The 15056-nt window shown below is 60.3% G+C and carries 13 protein-coding genes; 6 read left to right on the top strand and 7 right to left on the bottom strand.

Features of this window, described 5'->3' with window-relative positions; genetic code table 11:
• Positions 1-129: 129 nt before the first annotated feature.
• The 3 genes from ACLD1X_RS02210 to ACLD1X_RS02200 are packed head-to-tail and all read left to right on the top strand — an operon-like array spanning position 130 to position 3695.
• Complete coding sequence (locus ACLD1X_RS02210; protein WP_429365918.1) at positions 130-789, top strand: paraquat-inducible protein A; 660 nt, start codon at positions 130-132, stop codon at positions 787-789.
• Positions 776-1399 carry a paraquat-inducible protein A gene (locus ACLD1X_RS02205; protein ID WP_008016580.1) on the top strand — a complete coding sequence of 208 codons (624 nt, stop codon included), beginning with the start codon at positions 776-778 and terminating at the stop codon, positions 1397-1399. Before ACLD1X_RS02210 ends, ACLD1X_RS02205 begins: the two co-directional genes overlap by 14 nt.
• Complete coding sequence (locus ACLD1X_RS02200; RefSeq protein WP_429365917.1) at positions 1392-3695, top strand: intermembrane transport protein PqiB; 2304 nt, start codon at positions 1392-1394, stop codon at positions 3693-3695. Before ACLD1X_RS02205 ends, ACLD1X_RS02200 begins: the two co-directional genes overlap by 8 nt.
• Positions 3696-4031: 336 nt before the next feature.
• On the opposite strand, the gene mksF is transcribed toward ACLD1X_RS02200, so the two are convergent.
• From mksF to mksB, 3 genes are read right to left on the bottom strand one after another with little or no spacing between them, the layout of a single operon-like run.
• A complete protein-coding gene (gene mksF / locus ACLD1X_RS02195) occupies positions 4032-6872 on the bottom strand; it encodes an Mks condensin complex protein MksF (protein WP_429365916.1) in 2841 nt (946 codons plus the stop codon).
• Complete coding sequence (gene mksE, locus ACLD1X_RS02190; RefSeq protein ID WP_429365915.1) at positions 6869-7570, bottom strand: Mks condensin complex protein MksE; 702 nt, start codon at positions 7568-7570, stop codon at positions 6869-6871. Before mksE ends, mksF begins: the two co-directional genes overlap by 4 nt.
• Positions 7560-8840 carry an Mks condensin complex protein MksB gene (mksB, locus tag ACLD1X_RS02185; protein WP_429365914.1) on the bottom strand — a complete coding sequence of 427 codons (1281 nt, stop codon included), beginning with the start codon at positions 8838-8840 and terminating at the stop codon, positions 7560-7562. Before mksB ends, mksE begins: the two co-directional genes overlap by 11 nt.
• Before the next feature lie 219 nt (positions 8841-9059).
• On the opposite strand from mksB, the gene ACLD1X_RS02180 reads away from it, so the two are divergent.
• Both ACLD1X_RS02180 and rimI read left to right on the top strand, forming a co-directional pair.
• A complete protein-coding gene (locus ACLD1X_RS02180; RefSeq protein ID WP_429365931.1) occupies positions 9060-9806 on the top strand; it encodes an energy transducer TonB in 747 nt (248 codons plus the stop codon).
• The gene (gene rimI, locus ACLD1X_RS02175; RefSeq protein WP_007981794.1) at positions 9799-10251 is read left to right on the top strand and encodes a ribosomal protein S18-alanine N-acetyltransferase; all 453 of its coding nucleotides are present in this window, start codon (positions 9799-9801) and stop codon (positions 10249-10251) included. Before ACLD1X_RS02180 ends, rimI begins: the two co-directional genes overlap by 8 nt.
• A 108-nt stretch (positions 10252-10359) precedes the next feature.
• On the opposite strand, the gene ACLD1X_RS02170 is transcribed toward rimI, so the two are convergent.
• On the bottom strand, positions 10360-10764 hold the full coding sequence (locus ACLD1X_RS02170) for a serine kinase/phosphatase (protein WP_429365913.1): 405 nt from the start codon (positions 10762-10764) through the stop codon (positions 10360-10362).
• A gap of 140 nt (positions 10765-10904) precedes the next feature.
• On the opposite strand from ACLD1X_RS02170, the gene can reads away from it, so the two are divergent.
• Complete coding sequence (gene can / locus ACLD1X_RS02165) at positions 10905-11549, top strand: carbonate dehydratase (RefSeq protein WP_413427272.1); 645 nt, start codon at positions 10905-10907, stop codon at positions 11547-11549.
• Positions 11550-11555: 6 nt separating this feature from the next.
• On the opposite strand, the gene ACLD1X_RS02160 is transcribed toward can, so the two are convergent.
• The 3 genes from ACLD1X_RS02160 to ACLD1X_RS02150 form a co-directional block, all read right to left on the bottom strand.
• The gene (locus ACLD1X_RS02160) at positions 11556-12080 is read right to left on the bottom strand and encodes a lysine methyltransferase (protein WP_429365912.1); all 525 of its coding nucleotides are present in this window, start codon (positions 12078-12080) and stop codon (positions 11556-11558) included.
• A 144-nt stretch (positions 12081-12224) separates the two neighbouring features.
• Positions 12225-13397, bottom strand: a complete 1173-nt coding sequence (locus ACLD1X_RS02155) for a hypothetical protein (RefSeq protein ID WP_429365911.1) — start codon at positions 13395-13397, stop codon at positions 12225-12227.
• A 93-nt stretch (positions 13398-13490) separates the two neighbouring features.
• Positions 13491-14909, bottom strand: a complete 1419-nt coding sequence (locus ACLD1X_RS02150; protein WP_429365910.1) for a short-chain fatty acid transporter — start codon at positions 14907-14909, stop codon at positions 13491-13493.
• Positions 14910-15056 lie beyond the last annotated feature (147 nt).

The following is a 15056-nucleotide window of genomic DNA, read 5'->3' as shown; positions in this document are numbered from 1 at the left end:
ATCTGCGTATGCAGGTAGGGGTTTTGTTTTTGTGCGTGAAAAATCAGGATTGGCCGTTGCACATTTTGCACAGTTATTTTCAGTTCATGGCACTAGAATAGGGCCAACTTTTTCAGACTCAGAGCCTTTATGCCGGATCCGGTTGACGCCCAAGGGCTGTCAGAATTACCGCTAGACAATCTGGTTGCCTGTCATGAGTGCGACCTGCTCATGCGTAAGCCAGAACTCGCCCATGGCGAAAAAGCCCTGTGCCCGCGCTGTGGCTACGAGCTTTATGCCCATCGCTACAACGTCGTACAGCGCAGCCTTGCCCTGGTAATCGCGGCCCTGTTGCTGTTTATTCCGGCGAACTTTTTACCCATCATGCAACTCAATCTGCTCGGGCAATCTTCGCAAGACACGGTCTGGAGCGGTGTTGTCGCGCTTTTTGATACAGGCATGCAAAGCGTTTCTGTGATCGTATTCCTGTGCAGCATGGGAATTCCGCTGCTCAAGCTACTGTGCCAACTGGCCGTATTGTTGAGCATCCGTTTTGATGTCGGACGCAGCTACGGCTTGTTGCTCTACCGCATTTATCACCATATACGCGAATGGGGGATGCTCGAGGTTTACTTCATGGGCGTGCTCGTGGCGATCGTCAAGCTGGCAGATATGGCAGCAATCACCGTAGGCCTGGGCCTGGCGTGCTTCATTGGCTTGTTGCTGATTCAAGTCTGGCTGGAAGTCGTGATGTCGCCTCACCAGATCTGGCAAGCGTTATCGGGAGAGGATGCACATGCGGGCGATTGATGCAGGCATTCTGATTTGCAAGGAATGTCATGAATTGAACAGGCAGGAAGCCGATACCGATGAGCAAGTCTGTACGCGTTGCGGAGCGCTGGTGCATGCCCGCAGCCCGAACAGCCTGGTACGGACCTGGGCATTGCTGATTACTGCCGCCATTCTCTACATACCGGCCAATTTGTTGCCGATCATGACCGTGAACTCTTTGGGCAAAGGTGCGCCCAGCACGATCATGGCCGGTGTGATCGAGTTGATTCACTACGGTATGTTCCCCATTGCGGCCGTGGTGTTTATCGCCAGTATCATAGTGCCCACCTTCAAGCTGGTCGGCATCGCCTTGCTGCTGTTTTCCGTGCAGCGTCGCCAGCCCCTTTCAGCTCGCCAGCGTATCTGGATGTACCGCTTCATCGAGTTCATCGGTCGCTGGTCGATGCTCGATATCTTTGTGATCGCCATCCTGGTGGCGGTTGTCAATTTTGGACGGCTTGCCAGTATTGAAGCCAATCTTGGCGCCATCGCTTTCGCCACTGTGGTGATTCTGACGATGCTTGCCGCCGTAACTTTCGATCCCCGACTGATTTGGGATAACACGGAGTCGGACGACGACCATGACTGATTTGCCTGTAGCGAAAACCCGACCGGCCTCCAACTGGTCCGCCATCTGGGTGTTGCCCCTGATCGCCTTGATCATCGGCGGCTGGCTTGGCTGGCGTGCCTACAACGAGAATGGCATCGAGATTCAGGTGCGCTTTGAAAGTGGCGAAGGCATCCAGGCCAACAAGACGGAAGTCGTCTACAAGGGCATGTCGGTCGGCAAGGTCAAAAACCTCAAGCTCGATGACGAGGGCAGTTCCAAAGGTGTGATTGCCAGCATCGAAATGAACAAGGACGTAGAGCAATACCTGCGAACCAGCACGCGTTTCTGGCTGGTCAAGCCGAGCGTGACGCTGGCCGGTATTACCGGGCTTGAGACGCTGGTTTCGGGTAACTACGTTGCAATCAGTCCGGGCGAGGGGGAACCTGTTCGCAAGTTCAAGGCCCTGGCTCAGGAGCCACCGCTCTCCGATGCCCAGCCGGGCCTGCACTTGACCATCAAGGCTGATCGCCTGGGTTCGTTGAACCGCGGCAGCCCGGTGTTCTACAAACAGATCAAGGTGGGCCAGATCAAGAGCTATGTGCTCTCGGAAGACCAGAACACCGTTGAGCTCAAGGTTTTCATCGAACCGACCTACGCCAAACTGGTGCGCAAACACACACGCTTCTGGAACGCCAGTGGCATCAGCATCGATGCCAATCTGTCCGGTGTGAAAGTGCGCAGCGAGTCGTTGGCCAGCATCGTTGCCGGAGGTATTGCATTCGCTACGCCTGAAAACCGCAAGGACAGCCCGCCTACCGATCCAAGCCTGCCGTTCAGGCTCTATGAAGACTTCGATGCAGCGGCCGCCGGTATCCGGGTCAAGGTCAAGCTCAGCGACTTCGAAGGCTTGCAGGCCGGTCGTACGCCGGTGATGTACAAAGGCATTCAGGTCGGCAATCTCAAGGCGCTGAAGGTCGATCCCGATCTGTCCGGGGCCACCGCCGAATTGACGATGGACCCGTTGGCCGAAGATTACCTGGTGAGCGGTACGCAATTCTGGGTGGTCAAACCGTCGATTTCCCTGGCGGGCATTACCGGCCTGGAAGCGCTGGTCAAGGGTAACTACATTGCTGTGCGGCCTGGCGACAAGGGCGCCGCACCGCAACGCGAATTCGTGGCGCGGCCGAAGGCACCACCGCTGGATCTGCGCGCGCCGGGCCTGCACCTGGTGTTGTTCACCGAAAACCTTGGGTCGCTGGAAGTCGGCAGCCCGGTTCTCTACAAGCAGGTCAAGGTCGGTTCGGTACAGAGCTATCAGTTCTCGCGCACCAAAAAGCAGTTGATCATCGGCGTGCACATCGAGAAGGAGTACGAGGATCTGGTCAACGCCTCGACACGCTTCTGGAATGCCAGCGGCATCACGCTCACGGGCGGACTGACCGGCGGGATTCAAGTCAAAAGCGAATCGCTGCAAAGCTTGATGGCCGGCGGTATTGCGTTTGAAACCCCGGAAGCCAAGGCGCCGCTGCAGAAGCGCATTCCACGCTTCCGCTTGTTCGCCAGCCATGACGACGCCACGCAAAAAGGCGAAGTCATCACCATCAGGCTCGATCGTGCGGATGGCTTGCGTACCGGCACTCCGATTCGTTTCAAGGGGCTGGATGTCGGCAAGGTGGAAGGCGTTGATCTCAGCGAGGACCTGCAATCGGTGCTGCTAACCGCGCGGATTACGGAAGTACCGGAGCGCATCGCCCGGGTCGGCAGTCAGTTCTGGGTGGTCAAGCCTGAGCTGGGGTTGATCAAGACCTCCAACCTCGAAACCCTGGTGACCGGGCAATACATCGAGGTGCAACCGGCACCGAAGAATCTGGGGCCGCAAAAGAACTTCGTGGCTTTGGCCACTGTGCCGGAAACGGCGAAGCAGGAGGCGGGATTGAGTCTGGTGCTCAGCGCTGCTCGTCGCGGTTCGCTGAAAGCTGGCGTGCCGGTGACCTATCGCGAAATCACAGTGGGCAAGGTGACGGGTTATGAACTGGGCCAGACCGCGGATCGTGTCCTGATTCATATCCTGATCGAGCCGAAGTACGCGCCACTGGTACGCAGCGGCACCCGGTTCTGGAACACCAGCGGTTTCGACTTCGATGTCGGCCTGTTCCGGGGTGCAACGGTGCGTACTGAATCCCTGGAGACGATGATTCAGGGCGGTGTCGCCTTTGCCACGCCGGACGGCGAGCGCATGGGCAATCCGGCGCAACCGGAGCAAACATTCGCGCTGTTCGACAAGTTCGAAGAGGAATGGCTGACGTGGGCGCCGAAGATTTCCCTCGGTAAATAGTCTGAGGGTTATGTGGCGTCAGTGATNCCGGCGCAACCGGAGCAAACATTCGCGCTGTTCGACAAGTTCGAAGAGGAATGGCTGACGTGGGCGCCGAAGATTTCCCTCGGTAAATAGTCTGAGGGTTATGTGGCGTCAGTGATGACGCCTTCGCGGGCAAGCCCGCTCCCACAGGAAACTGCGTTGTACACAGAATCTGTGATCAACCGATACCCCTGTGGGAGCGGGCTTGCCCGCGAAGAGGCCCTGAAAATCACTGAAAGTCTTCAGTAGTGCTCACAAAAAAGGCCGCAATCCATTGGATTGCGGCCTTTTTCATTGCCTTCGATTCAAGCGTCAGACCGCATCCAGTTCCGGTTCATCCGCTTGTTCGTTGACCGTCGCCTTCACCTGGTCGTGACGACGGATGTACTTCCAGTCCGCCTCGTCGATGTAGATGCCGGCAGGGCCGCTGCCGCCTTCCAGGTCGATGGCGACACTGGCGCAGACCTGCGGCTTGACGCTCGCCAGGATCGGCACGAAGCCCAGTTGCAGGCTGGTTTCCAGCAGGGCGGCCTGGTTCTTCTCGTCGATGTCCGCCGCCTCGTCGAGGTAGTACGGCAGGCGCACGCGACCGGCCTGGTCACGGTCCATCAGGTGCAGCAACAAGTACATGTTGGTCAGCGCCTTGATGGTCATGGTGGTGCCGTTGGACGCCGCGCCATCGATGTCGGTGTGGATCACCGGTTGGCCGTTGACCTTGGTGATCTCGAACGCCAGCTCGAACAAGTCCTTGAGGCCGAGCTGGTTGTGGTTGGCCGCCACCAGCCGTGCCAGGTATTCCTTGGCCTCTTCGTTCTTGTTGTCCTGCTCGGCACTTTGGCTGAGGTCGAAGACCGACAGGGTTTCGCCTTCCTCATACTGGCCGGCGCTGTGGATGATCTGGTCGATGTGCTTGAGCGCTTCCTTGTTCGGCGCGAGCACGATGCGGAAGCTTTGCAGGTTGGAGACCTGGCGTTTGTTGATTTCGCGGTTGAACAGCGCCAGCTGGTGTTCGAGGCTGTCGTAGTCGCTGCGGATGTTACGCAGGGTCCGGGCGATGTCGGTCACGGCGGCACGGCGAGCCTTGCCCAGGGTCAGGGCTTCGTCGGTGCGGTGCGCATAGGCGTTGATCAACAGTTGCAGGCGACGCTCCATATCGTCTTCGCTGTCGAACTTGGCCACGCCCTTGAGGCGTACCTGGGCGTACAGCGCTTCGATCTGGCCATCGGCCCGCAGCAGGCCTTGCCAGCTGTCCTGATAGTCATTGAGCAGCGGCAGCAGGTTGTCCATTGAATCGTCGATCGGGTCCATGAACGGCGTACCGAAGGGCAGGTCTGCCGGCAACAGCTGGCGGCGGCGCAGGGCGTCGTCGAGGGTGCGTTGCTTGGCCTCCATGTCGCCGATCTGCCGGCCGACCAGTTGCAGCTTGGCCGACAGTTGCTGGACGCGCTCGGTGAAGGCATCGCTGGAACGCTTCAATTCGTCCTGCGCGGCTTCCATCTGCGCCAGTTGCTCCAGCTTGTCGCCTTCTTCGGCGCTCAGGGTTTGCGCGCGACGGAAATCTTCCAGGGCTTTCTGCGCATCCAGCACTTGCTGGTACAGCAGTTCGGTCTGGGTCTTGCTCGCGGCGCGGTCGGCAGCCACGGCCTGTTGGGTTTTCAGTTGCTTGAGTTCTTTTTCCAGGCGTTCTTTCTGGTCGCGCAGGGCCGCGCGGTCAGCCAGGGCCTGCAATGCCGGTGGTTCGATGTGCGAAATGTCGATGGACAGGCCTGGCACTTCGAAGCGTTCGCCTTTGAAACCGTCGAGGATCAACTCCACGGACTTGACCCACTCGCCATCGTCGTCAAGGGTGATGCCGTGTTCACCCAGCGGCAGGCTGAACAGTGCGCTGTTGAACAGACGCATCAGGCGTTCGACGTCTTGCTGAGAGAACTCTTCGCGCAGGCGGGCGTAGCTGTTGTTGTCGGCGTGATCGAGTTGCTGCTTGACCGACTTCAGGCGTTTTTCCAGGTCGCGCAGGCGCTCGTCCAGGTCTTCGGCGCTGAACTGACGCGATTGCGCCAGCGCACCGGCCAGTTCGTCGTGGGCGTCCTTCGCGGCCAGCAGCTGCTGTTCCAGCACCTTGACGTCATCGACCAGGGCAAAGCGATGCTTGAGCACCGACAGTTCGCCAAGCCAGCGCTGGATGCCGGTGATTTCCCGCTCCAGGCGCATCAGTTCCTGAGTGCCACCGCGCTGGTCGTTTTGCAGGGCATCCTGCTCGTTGCGGTAGTGTTCGGCCTGAATGGTCAGCTCCTCTTTGCGCGCACTGGCGTAGTCCGACCAGGTACCGAGCAAGGAGTCGAGTAATGGCGAGATCCGGTGCAGTTTGCCGCGCAGGATGTCGCGTTGCTTCACGCCGTTGGCCAGGGCTTCGACCAAGGGGCCGGCGGCGACCAGCGAGTTGTAGTCCTGCTCCATGCGTCGTACATCGCGGAACGCTTCTTCGCACGCGGCAATGTAATCGACGCTGCCGGAACGCAGGCTATGCTCGAAGGCATCGAGGAACAGTTGCTTGAGCTTGGCCGCAGTGATTTCGCGCATGTGCAGCAGGTTGATGAACAGTGCGCGGAAGGTCTTCAGGCTTTGCTCGCTGGTGGAACGCAGCGGGATCAGCGTCAGGTCCAGCGGGATCGAGGTGTGGCCACCGACCAGCAGGCGGCGCAGTTCATCCGGCTTGAGCTCGTAGGCCTTGAGGCCCTCGCGCTCAAGATTGGTGAACAGTTCTTTCTGGCGCAGGCAGGTGTCGTTCTTCTGGTAGTGGGCCAGGTCCAGTTTGCCGGCATAGGCAAAGAACTGGTGACCGAAACCACCACCCGGGCCGCGGCCGACCACGCCGATCACATGAGGGCCGTGGGGCAGGTTCACTTCGACCAGGATGTAGCTGGTGTCCGAGGCGAAGTAGAAACGCCGGGATTGCTCCAGGCTGTACTTGCCGAAGCTCATGTCCGACATGCGCGCCAGGATCGGGAACTGCAAGGCGTTGATCGAGGCGGATTTACCGAGGTTGTTCGCGCCGTATACCGACAGCGGTTCTTCCAGCGGGAACAGGCCAAGGCTGTAGCCGGCGGTGTTCAGTAGGGCAAAGCGGCGGATGCCGTAACGTTCCTTGCTCATGCGTCGAGCTCCTGTTCTTCGGCGATGGCGCGGGCCAGCGCGTCTTCTTCGCTTTCGTCTTCAAATTCCGCAAGGTCGAGTGGATCGTCGGTCAGCAGCAGTTTTTCGTCGCTGTCTTCGTCGATCAGCACCGGCACCGGCAATGGCAGGACGCTGTGCAGGCTCGCGGCCAGATCGCGGTCCTGCTGTACCGACAGGCACACATCGAGGAAACGGTGCATCGGCGGCAGGAAACGGTAGATACCGTTTTCTTCGCTGGCGAACCCGAGCTGGGTCATGCGGCGCATGATCTTTTCTTCCAGTTCATCCTGGGTCTGCACTTCGGCCTGGATGAACAGGTCGCGGTATTTCTCCAGCAGCGACGGCAATTCATCGCGCCCCAGGCTGCCGCCGTCGAGCACGGCGATCGGGTCGCGGCCCTGATCGGCCAGGTGCTCGACGAGGATGAAGGTGAACAGCGCCAGGCGCTGGGCGGTCTTGTTCACCGCTGCCGCCGCGAGGTCCGGCACGAAGTAGTAGAAGCCGCGGGTGTCGCAGACCAGTTCGAAGCCCAGGGCCTTGAACAGCGTGCGGTACTGGTCCTGGAAGTTCGACAACTGTGCGTACAGCTCCGGATCGCGGCGGCTGACGTGGTAACCCTTGAACAGCTCGCGAAAAATCGGCGCCAGTTGGGACAGTTCGGAAAGATCAAGATGCATGTGGGATGCTCGCAGAATTCTCGGCGGCGTCATCGCTGACCGAGAGCAGGGCGAAGGAGCGCAGGCTGACCTGATGCTCGTGGGTATGGTATTCGCGACGTTCCAGACGCTCGCGCGTGAAGCGTTTTTCCCGCGACAGGCGCGAGAACCAGTACAGCAATTCGTCGGTGGCGCCGTCCGGTTCCTGCTCCAGCAGCCAGGTCATCAGGTCCGGCATCGGCAAGGCGTCTTCGCAGCGTTCGAGCATTTCCCGAACCGTGCGTGGCGCCCGTGGTGCATCGCCGCCCTTGTGGGTCTTGTGCGCCTTGGGGAAGCGCGCCGGTTTCGGTTCGAAACGTGCCAGGGCATAAACGTAGGCCTCGACCTGACTGGCGCTGCCGAGGAAGGTGCTTTGCGGGCGGGTGAACATCGGCATTGCCGCTTGTGGTACCGCGTCGAGGCCCTTGCGACGGATCATCGACAAGGCCAGCGCCGCGCCACGGGTCACGGCGTTGTGCCGGCGGGCTTCTTCACGCAGCGGCAACAGCAGTTCGCGGGCATGACGCAGGGTCAACTGGGCGCTGGTCTGCATTTCGAGGATGCGCGCGTGGGTGCGCAGCAGCATGTCGTCGTCGACCAGGTGGCCGAGGCGTTGCTGTTCGCTGAGCATCTTCAGCAGGACGGTTTCGACCTTGCGCACGCCTTGTTCGAAGGCGCCGTCGGCGTTCACCAGATCAATCATCGGCTCGACGTATTCGTCCCAGGTCGCCAGCACTTCAGCGTAACGCTGGCGCAACGGGATCTGCCGGTCGCTGGTTTTCGCCCGTTCGGCGACGGCCACCAGTGCCTGTTCGTCGTTATCGAGTTTTTTCAGCACGTCACGTACGCGCATGTCGAGCAGGCGCAACTGGCGGGCGAGGTCATTGCCGTCACGGATATCGAACGCGTCCTGGATATAACCGGCCAGACGCTCGAGGTGGCGCAGGTAGGCTTCGATCTCCAGGCACAGGCCCAGGCGGTGTTCACGGCGCAGGTAGGCGAGGAAGTCGTGAATCTGCGCATTGAGCTCGAAACGGTTCGGGCTTTTGGCCACGGGAACCAGGATGTCGAGGCGAATCCACACGTCGAGCAGGCTGGTGATGTCCTGCGGCGTACTGTCGAGTTGCTGGGCGGCCAGTTGCGTGCGCAGTTCGTTCAGGCTCAGTGTGCCTTGGTCGAAGTGCTCGCACAGTGGCTCCAGGAGTGCCCAGTGTTCAGCGAGGGCGCGCAAGACGCGCTTGGGTTCGATCATCGGAATGGCCGGCTGGTTGGCGATTAAAAGCCGCGATTGTACTGCATCGGGGGCAATGCGATTCACTCTCGGGACGGACTGTCGCCTTCTTTTCGGTAAGGTGCATCGATCAACTGCGGGCGATCTTGAGCGAACGGCGGTAGAATCAGCGCACTTTAGTTATCCACAAGTGGCCGACCTTTGCTTATCGAGTCCCGTCGTCGCGCTTATCTGGCTGCCATGCAGGTGGTCAACTGGCTGCCGCGCACCGAATTGCCCTTTGCTGCGCCGTCGCGCCCCGAACTGCTGGAGAGGCCCGAGCCGGTTGCGCTCGTGCCTGTTATGCCTGCTGTTGTGGCTGAAACGCCCGTAGCGCCGGCGGTCAAACCGGCCGAGCGGGCGAAGATCGAAGTACCGCGGCCATCGCTGGCCAGCACGCGCACTGGCGCCAAGCCGGTGGAAGAGGCCGAAGAGGCGCCCGTGGCGGTCAAGGCGCCAATCGTGCCGCCCCCGCGTTTCGCCCTGCAACTGCTGCGGGCGGGGCGCTGCCTGCTGCTGGTGGAGTTACCCACAGGCGAATCCTTCCAGACCCGCGATCCTGCCTACCTGCTGCTCAAGGACATGCTGCGCGCCGCCGGTCTGCCGGACAGCCCGCAGATCGTCGGAGAGCCGGTACGCTGGCCGTTGCTGGTGCGTGGCACGATGGATCAGGGACCTGAAGCCGCGCGGGACTTCGTACAGGGGTTCCTTTCCGTGCGGATGGAAGAAACGCCATGCGCCTGCCTGTGGCTGATCGGCCTGCCCGCGGTGCGATTTGCCGGTGAAGCGGATGCCGGGGCGTTCAATCGCGAGTTGCAGATCGAAGGCCTGGGTCCGGCCTGGGCGGTGCCGGGCCTGGAATTATTAATGGAAGAGCCACAGCGTAAGGCTGATGTCTGGCAAGCCATGCGTCGGCTGATGGCGCGCTGGAAAGAATCGAATGAGTGACGCTGTATCGTTTCGCCCGATGACCGAGGCGGACCTGGAAGCTGTACTGAAAATCGAATACGCGGCCTACAGTCACCCGTGGACTCGCGGGATTTTCCTCGACGGCCTGGGCAAGTATCAGATCTGGCTGATGTTCGAAGGCCAGCAACAGGTAGGCCACGGTGTGGTGCAGATCATCCTCGACGAGGCGCACCTGCTGAACATTACGGTCAAGCCGGAAAACCAGGGCCGTGGCCTGGGGCTGACGTTGCTTGAGCATCTGATGTCGATTGCCTACAAGGCCGACGCCCGGGAGTGTTTCCTGGAAGTGCGCGACAGCAATACCGCGGCGTTCAAGCTGTACGAGCGTTATGGCTTCAACGAGATCGGTCGTCGGCGCGATTACTACCCGGCGGTGGGTGGGCGCGAAGATGCGGTGGTCATGGCCTGTACCTTGGTCGACTGAAGCTTCAAAAGCATCGCGAGCAGGCTCGCTCCCACAGATTTCATGTACGACGTAAATCTCCTGTGGGAGCGAGCCTGCTCGCGAAAGCGATTTGTCAGACGACAACAATCAACGCTTCCTGTCGATCGGATCCCGCCGCGCCAGTTCAGCCTCATCCAGGCCATGCCCGCCACCGATATCGTCCTTGTCGACGATGCTCAGGTCCCAATCCGCGCGGCTATCGCTGCCCGCCTCATGGGCGTCCCGGGCGCCGTCTTCACGAATCAGGGTTTCCGGGCTCAAGTCATCGTCGGTAGGTTGATGGTCGTCGGTCGAGGCGCCGGTGAGGCCCGCTTGACGTACACGTCGGCGTGGCATCAGATGCTCGCGCTCCTCGTCCGGCAGTTCGTCACCGATTCTGGCGCCGGGTTCTTCGGCATCGAAATCCAGTTCATGCACCGAACCCATGCGGTCTTCGTTATCATCGATGGGCTCCGGTTGCACCGCATCGTAAGGACGTCGTGAATCAGTCATGGCAATTACTCATACTGTGGGCCCTACTAGAGTGGACTCACCGGACACACGAGAATTCCAACGAAAACACTTGCGGTTCCTGCGTGACCCCGACGGACGGTTGTCTGTCAAAGCAGCAATCTTTCTTGAGGCCTTACAGCATGCACGACTTACAAGACCTGATTGATAACAACGAGCGTTGGGCTGACGCGATCACCAAGGAAGACCCGGATTTCTTCGCCAAACTGGCTCGCCAGCAAACGCCTGAGTATCTGTGGATCGGTTGTTCCGATGCCCGGGTGCCGGCCAACGAGATCGTCGGCATGTTGCCGGGCGACCTGTTCGTACACCGTAATGTGGCCAACGTGGTGCTGCACACCGACCTTAACTGCCTGTCGGTGATTCAGTACGCAGTCGACGTGCTCAAGGTCAAGCACATCCTCGTCACCGGCCACTATGGCTGCGGCGGCGTGCGCGCCTCGATGCAGGATCGCCAGTTCGGCCTGATCGACGGCTGGCTGCGTTCGATTCGCGACCTCTACTACGAGAAGCGCGAAGAACTGGCCAAACTGGCCACCGAAGAGGAACAGGTCGACCGCCTCTGCGAACTCAACGTGATTCAGCAAGTGGCCAACGTCGCCCATACCAGCATCGTGCAAAATGCCTGGCACCGCGGGCAGAGCCTGTCGATCCACGGTTGCATCTACGGCATCAAGGACGGTCGCTGGAAAAGCCTGAACACCACCATCAGCGGCTTCGAGCAATTGCCGCCGCAGTACCGCCTGCGTCCGATCGATTCGCAATAAAGCCCGTCAATCGTGGCTCCGCCGACGCCAGTGTTGCAGAAACGCCTGGCCGTCGGCGTTTGGCGATTCGTCGTAGCCGGTAATCCAGCCACGGCAATCGTATGAACCGCACTGGCAGGCGAACTGCCGTTGCAGTTTGTCTTCGGTGGCGGCGAAGTCCATGGTCAGCCAGTCACCTTTGCTGATGTCCTTCAGCGCCCATAACCACAACTCGCTCAGGTCGAGGAAGACATTGGGGTCGCAGGAGTGTCGCAGCAGCCCGCAGAACCGCGGGTCGTAGACATGCACGCCCGGCGCGAGCTGGCGGGTATGGCGGCAGCGATAGGGCAGCAAACGCCCCGACGCCCGGCAGATACGAGTGATTCGCGGGAATTCGCGCCGTGCTGCAATGGCGGTGGCCTGGCCGTTGGCGTTTTCAATGATTTCGAAGTCGGCCAGGGACGGAAATCCCAGACGAACGGGCAGCTCCGAAAAGGGGTAAACACCTTGCGGTGGTTGTGGGTGTTTTCCTTGAAGGGCATGAGCTCTCATAACGATCCTTGTCGGCTGGGCGCTGCGACTTCCAACGGCTGACGATCCTGTCAGTGCTGCAGCACATGGGTACGGCCCAAGCCTCTCGCAGATATCGCGAGCAGTCTACTGTCATAACTGACAGTTCGACTGCCCGCAATTGGTTTACAGCGGTGGTTCGGGCAGGGCAGTGGCTGGCGCCGGCGCCTTGAGCTGCTTGAGCTGCAACTGAATCGCGGCCGTCGAGCATTTGGCCGCTGCCTGGCCAGGCGTCAGGTTGCGAATCGAGGTGTAGAACAGCTCGCAGGTTTTTTCTTTCTCGGCCACTAGCCAGGTTTGAGTGCAGGTTTTCAGCTCGACATCAGCATTGCTGTCCGGTTGGCGGCCCATGACGGCCTGCCAGCACGCAGCGCTCAAGTCCTGGCCCATGACTTTCAGGCCCGCTGCATCGGCCTTGGCCTTGGCATCGTTGCCGGAATAGCTCGCCGGGTCGGCGGCGTACCAGATGTAGCTCGGGTGGTTGGCACCCAGCACACGTACTTTCACGCCGTCACTCGGGCTGATAGTTGCCAGGCCCAGCACATTCACGGTCGAGCCATATTGTTGTTTGATCCAGTTGCGCACCGGTGCGCCGAAGGCGACCAACGGCAATGTTTCACCGTTGGCGTGCTGGCTGACATTCTTGACCATGGTGGTCTGGTAGTCGTTGAAGTAGCTGTAGACACCCTCCAGGTCCTTGCCTGCGTTGGATGGGGCGGCGATCGGGGCGATGTCGACAATGGTCTGGAAGCCCGGCGTCTGCTCGGCCGGGACGCCATTGACGGTGAGCAGCGTGGCCCAACGATCCGTAGTGGCGGACTTCAGGTAATCCTGGGCCTGAGTCAACGAATAGTCGGGCGGGAAGTGCAGCAGCTCGACACTTTTGCGGTTCTCCAGGGCCATGCCCAGCGGCAGGAACAGGTACCAGCTGTACGCCCACTTGCCGTCGGCATTCAGTTTGCTGGCTCCGTCATAGGCCAGGTCACCGGCATCGAGCAGGGCTGCCAAGGGTTTTTCATAGCCATTGGGCACGCCGGTGATTTCTGCGTGGAGCTGACCATTGTCGCTCTTGACCAGAACCTTCGCGTCGCCATAGCCATCGCGCTGCACGCTCTGGGTCAGGTAATGCTCGACGGTCTGCTCAAGCGTCCAGTTGCGAAAGCAGATCACGTTGCAATTGTTGGGGTAGGCGAAGAGGCGGGTAACGCGTTCGGTGGAGCCCAGCTTCAAATTGGCATCGGCGTGGGCGGTGGTGCTCAGGGTGAGGGCTGCGAGGGTGAGTGCCGCGAGTTTGAACATGCTCAGATCCTTTTCAGCGTATAAGACCAACAGATACTGAAACAGACGGGCGGAACAAAAAGGGCCGATTTCAATATCGGCCCTTTTTCATGGTTACGGTATTACCGGCGGCAAATACGCCAGCGTCGTCCCCAGTGCCCATAACAACACTAGCACCAGTGGCGTGTGCACCAGCAACTGCACGAACGAGAAGCCGATCAGGTCCCGCGCCTTCAGCCCCAGCACGCCCAGCAGCGGCAGCATGTAGAACGGGTTGATCAGGTTCGGCAAGGCTTCGGCAGCGTTGTAGATCTGCACGGCCCAACCCAGGTGATAGTTCAGGTCGTTGGCCACCTGCATCACGTACGGCGCTTCGATGATCCACTTGCCGCCGCCGGACGGAATGAAGAAACCGAGGATCGCCGAGTACACGCCCATCAGCAGGGCATAGGTGTCGTGAGAGGCGATGCTGACGAAAAAGGTCGAGATGTGGTGCGCCAGGGTCTGCGCATCGGCACCTTTGACCGTGGTCATCAGTGCGGCGATCGAGCCGTACAGCGGGAACTGGATCAACACGCCAGTGGTGGTCGGCACCGCACGGGATACGGCATCCAGAAAGCTGCGCGGACGCCAGTGCAACAGGGCCCCCAGCATGATGAACAGGAAGTTGTAGGTGTTCAGCCCGGAGATCGCGCTGATGGCCGGTTTGGTCGAAAACTCATGGAACAGCCACCCGCCTGCCAGCAACACCAGCAGAATCGTCAGCAACGGGCTGTGTTCCAGCCATTCGCCGGGGCGGGTGCGTGGTTGCAGCGGTGGCAGGTTGAAACTCGGGTCGACACCACAGGCCTTGGCGTCACGCGCCGAATTCGGGCCGGGGGCGGTCGCGTAGGCAATGATCAGCGAAATGACGATCAGGGCCAGCAACATCACGCCGGACTGCCAGAGAAAGATCGTCTGGGTGAATGGAATCACCCCGGTGATCGACAGAATCGATGGCGGCAGGCTCGCCGGGTTGGCCTGCAACTGTGCGGCGGACGACGACAGGCCCAATGCCCACACGGCACCGAGACCCAGATAGGCGGCGGCACCGGCGGCGCGATAGTCCATTTTCAGATCGGTACGACGGGCGAGGGCGCGCACCAGCAGACCACCGAAGACAAGCGACAGACCCCAGTTCAGCAGTGAGGCGACCATGGAGATCAGGGCGACCCAGGCCACGGCAGAGCGGCCGTTTTTCGGGATTTTCGCCAGGCGATCGATCAACTTCACCGCTGGCGGCGAACTGGCGACCACATACCCGCCGATGACCACGAAGGCCATCTGCATGGTGAAGGGGATCAGGCTCCAGAAACCATCGCCAAAGGCCATGGCGGCGTCGGTGGGTTTGGCTCCCATCGCCATGGTGGCCAGGGCCACGATAATCACCGCCAGGGCAGCAAACACCCAGGAGTCGGGAAACCAGCGTTCGGCAAAACTTGAGCAGCGCAGGGCAAAGCGGGCGGAGCGGCTATCTTCGATCTTGGCGGCCACGGAGGGTACCTCGGATTTTTATGTTTGTTGTGGTCTTCGGGGCAGTAGCGGCCCGTCTGGACAGACGCCAACATTAATTCAAGCCGGGGATTTTTGTGGGGCTGTTTCGTGGCTATGGGACTTTGGTCTAACGGGTTGTCCGCCGGT

The sequence above is a fragment of the Pseudomonas sp. 18173 genome, assembly GCF_050432945.1.
Lineage (GTDB): Bacteria > Pseudomonadota > Gammaproteobacteria > Pseudomonadales > Pseudomonadaceae > Aquipseudomonas.
The sequence above is the reverse complement of the archived record's forward strand: the minus strand, read 5'-3'. Positions and strand labels throughout refer to the sequence as shown.

What these genes read in the sequence shown, in the direction of transcription:
- ACLD1X_RS02210 (WP_429365918.1), top strand. Translation starts at nt 130, where the DNA reads ATGCCGGATCCGGTTGACGCCCAAGGGCTGTCAGAATTACCGCTAGAC.
- ACLD1X_RS02205 (WP_008016580.1), top strand. Translation starts at nt 776, where the DNA reads ATGCGGGCGATTGATGCAGGCATTCTGATTTGCAAGGAATGTCATGAA.
- ACLD1X_RS02200 (WP_429365917.1), top strand. Translation starts at nt 1,392, where the DNA reads ATGACTGATTTGCCTGTAGCGAAAACCCGACCGGCCTCCAACTGGTCC.
- mksF (WP_429365916.1), bottom strand. Translation starts at nt 6,872, where the DNA reads ATGAGCAAGGAACGTTACGGCATCCGCCGCTTTGCCCTACTGAACACC.
- mksE (WP_429365915.1), bottom strand. Translation starts at nt 7,570, where the DNA reads ATGCATCTTGATCTTTCCGAACTGTCCCAACTGGCGCCGATTTTTCGC.
- mksB (WP_429365914.1), bottom strand. Translation starts at nt 8,840, where the DNA reads ATGATCGAACCCAAGCGCGTCTTGCGCGCCCTCGCTGAACACTGGGCA.
- ACLD1X_RS02180 (WP_429365931.1), top strand. Translation starts at nt 9,060, where the DNA reads ATGCAGGTGGTCAACTGGCTGCCGCGCACCGAATTGCCCTTTGCTGCG.
- rimI (WP_007981794.1), top strand. Translation starts at nt 9,799, where the DNA reads ATGAGTGACGCTGTATCGTTTCGCCCGATGACCGAGGCGGACCTGGAA.
- ACLD1X_RS02170 (WP_429365913.1), bottom strand. Translation starts at nt 10,764, where the DNA reads ATGACTGATTCACGACGTCCTTACGATGCGGTGCAACCGGAGCCCATC.
- can (WP_413427272.1), top strand. Translation starts at nt 10,905, where the DNA reads ATGCACGACTTACAAGACCTGATTGATAACAACGAGCGTTGGGCTGAC.
- ACLD1X_RS02160 (WP_429365912.1), bottom strand. Translation starts at nt 12,080, where the DNA reads ATGAGAGCTCATGCCCTTCAAGGAAAACACCCACAACCACCGCAAGGT.
- ACLD1X_RS02155 (WP_429365911.1), bottom strand. Translation starts at nt 13,397, where the DNA reads ATGTTCAAACTCGCGGCACTCACCCTCGCAGCCCTCACCCTGAGCACC.